The 3028-nt window shown below is 53.4% G+C and carries 2 protein-coding genes; both read right to left on the reverse strand.

The window, feature by feature from the left end; all coding sequences use genetic code 11:
- Positions 1–521: 521 nt before the first annotated feature.
- Complete coding sequence (locus tag AC221Y_RS22690) at positions 522–1643, reverse strand: alanine/ornithine racemase family PLP-dependent enzyme (protein ID WP_486708559.1); 1122 nt, start codon at positions 1641–1643, stop codon at positions 522–524.
- Positions 1643–2839: an N-acetyltransferase DgcN family protein gene (locus AC221Y_RS22695; RefSeq protein ID WP_486708560.1), complete on the reverse strand. Its 1197-nt coding sequence runs from the start codon at positions 2837–2839 to the stop codon at positions 1643–1645. Before AC221Y_RS22695 ends, AC221Y_RS22690 begins: the two co-directional genes overlap by 1 nt.
- Between the last annotated feature and the right edge of the window lie 189 nt (positions 2840–3028).

The raw sequence follows: 3028 nt of genomic DNA on the forward strand, positions 1-3028 counted from the left end.
GAATTGCCTGTCAATTTTCAAACCAGCTTGCTGGTCACCACCGGTCTTCTTTTCCACGTATGTCTGGCAGATATAGTGAACTTTTGCTGTGTTCTCGTCTGAGTGCTTCATGCGCTAATCCTTAGGATGTGCTTGGTCAATTGGCACGTTGGGGCGGCTCGGATGGTTCTCGGTCGATTGGGTTACATTTGGCCAGTCTTGGTGCTGGACGCGAAACAAACCCGGCGATGCTTAGTTATCGCTTTGCGACGGCCTTAGATCGCCGGGTTTTGTGCGCTGCTGTGGCAGTGGCTTTTGCTGGCGTGCTCGATTCTCTTTCCAGGCGAGTGTTGCGTAGCCGCGCAATCTTCGCTTGCCGTTGTTCCACCTCTTCGACGACTATTTCCTTTGCGATACGCGCCGTCTTCTCCATCGCCGTTTCCGGTTTGGGAGTATGTTCTCTGAACACTGTTGTCTTTGTTAGCTTAGCCAAAGTTCACTCTCCTTTGTGGTTTCTTGTCTGCACGTTTGGTCAAGTTTTTTTAAAACAGCGCCAGTTGTTCGGTCCTGCTTTGGGTGTGTCGCGACTGATTTGAGGGCCGGTCATGGAACAGCATTGTTTCAATGTCGGGTGCGGACATTGCATGCATCAACGCGCTGTAGTTCATCTGAAATCTCATTTCAGATCCCAACCCCTGCGTTGACTGGTTCGTTTCAATGACAAGGTGATCGCTGGTTGCGCCGATCAAAGTACTTCCGTCAGGCATGGAAAGCCCTGAAATGTCGGTGTCCTGATGCCCTATGGCAAGGATAAGACGCGTGATGTGAACACCGTTTGAAACAATCCGAAGTCTTGCCAAAGCCGGATCGACCAATGCAACGGGGGAGGAGGCAGGCTTTGTACCCGCCTCAATAACTTCGGCGACCAGCGTAAAGGCATCCGCATACATCTCACCTATCTGTTCCCCAGACACCGGATCAACGCCCAGAAGTATGGCTTCCCCCAGCCTCAGATCATTGATGCGGCCTGTAGGTTGTTTTCCGAGTGCCCAGGGCAGGTTTGCTGAGTTGCCGCCAGATACCGTTTGAATGGCGGCGCCACAGAGCCCCTCAATCTCAGTCGCAATGACGGAAAGAGCCGACATCTGGGACGCATTGGGAGCGACGCCACTGAAGCAGGCAAAGTTTGCGCCAATACCTTTCAAAGCGACGCCAGGCATTTTCATGACTTGCTGTGCAATTACAGCCAAGTTCTCGGGCAATATCCCTTCGCGCATGTCGCCCATTTCGACCATCAGTATAATATTATGAACTTTATTGCGCCTGCGTGCCGCTGATGCGAGGCCGGAGATGACGTCAATCTCTGTGTTATAGCTGGTGTCACAGGTTTGCACGATCTGATCTACCTGACTAAGCATTGGAGTGCGGATCATGGAGATCGCGCATGTGATTCCTGCTGAGCGCAGGTTTGCGACGTTGGTGATCCGTGACTCAGCAAGACCTGTCGCCCCCCCGGCAAGCATGGCTTCTGCAATGGCTGGATTACCACCAACGCCCTTTGTCACGCCGGTCACGCCAATTCCACGCAACCGTAGGTGCCTGACGAGAAATCGCGTATTTTTGCGTATCTTTTCCAGATCGATTTCTAGGCGGGGGGCGGTCATTACGCTGCCACCGTGGGCTTTCGTCTTAGGTCGGGATAGGCGGCAAGAAAGAGTTCCAAAAGGTGAGTCGCCGGGCGACTCAAGGGGTCAGTTACCGGTAGCCGCAGATTCTGACCGTAATCTTTGATGGCCGTTTTGATCTCAGTCTCCGTCATTCCCTCATGATTGATTGTCAGGCCGATAACTTTTGTGTCCGCAAAAGCCTCAATCAATTTAATCTCATCGGCCGGATCCGGTATTGCCATGCTCGGAAAATCGCAGCGGTGCGCCCGCTTAGGCGCGTGCTGAAGGATGACAGCGTCAGGCTGGCTGCCCCTCAGGATGAACGCGGATGTGCAAAAAGCCGGGTGACTGAGCGCACCTTGCCCCTCAATCAGGATAACTTCCGGTTGCTCACCGTCCGACGCCGCAACGATGACACGCTCTAGCTCTCCACAGCAGAATTGTGGCGGCACAGCGTCCATTGCAACACCGTATTTTGCGCCCTGCATCAATCCTGTCTGACCGGTGCCGACCAGCACTGTTTTGATGCCATGCTCGTTCAGTATGGCGGCAAGAATGGTAGCGGTTGTGCGTTTTCCGATGGCACAATCGGTGCCAAGAACTGCGATACGCAGCGCGTGAACACCTGCGACGCTGCCATCGAATAATCGCATATCCTTACTGGGTTTGGGCTTGCGTATGTCGCGGATAGACACCTTTCGATCAGATGCAAATTTAGAAATCTCGGCATCGTCGCTCAGGAATTCATGTAGTCCGCTGACGATATCCATGCCAAGTGAAATAGCATCTAGTATGACGCCCCGGTCCGTCTCGGAAAGCTTGCCGGTTGAGGGGGCCATCCCGTAAATCAAGGTGTCAGGCATGAGAGATTCATGAACGACAGCGGTTTCCAGATCAGCAAAAATGGGGATGCCGTTGGGCTTGTCATCCAGAACGAGCCCGCTGTCCCCTCCGCTATGGGTCTTGTCGATGACGGAAAGGATGCGATACGCCTCCGAATGACGCACAAGGCCATTTGCAGTCTTGCCATCGACTTTGCCAAAGTTGCCCTCGCAATAGACAATTGCCGATGGTGGCGGTTCGGGTTGCGTTTTTGAATTCGCTAACGTGGGTTTGTTGTAGGTCCTTGGGGGCGCTTGTGCCCCTTTGACGGGGGTGCGAGTCGTATCGACCGTTTCCAATTTGGTGTCCATTGTCGTTCCTTTTAATAATCTGCACGGAAGATGAAACTGTCTTCACCTTCGGGTACCGCAACTGTGTCAACGCCGGATCAAAAGTGACCCACTTGGCCGGCTGAATTTTAACCCACCCTTTCGAGTTTAGCAGGCCAATTCGCGCGGAGCCTGCATATATCTCAAGCGCGTGTTGGCCTGCGGCGGTGA

Source organism: Boseongicola sp. (assembly GCF_057460485.1).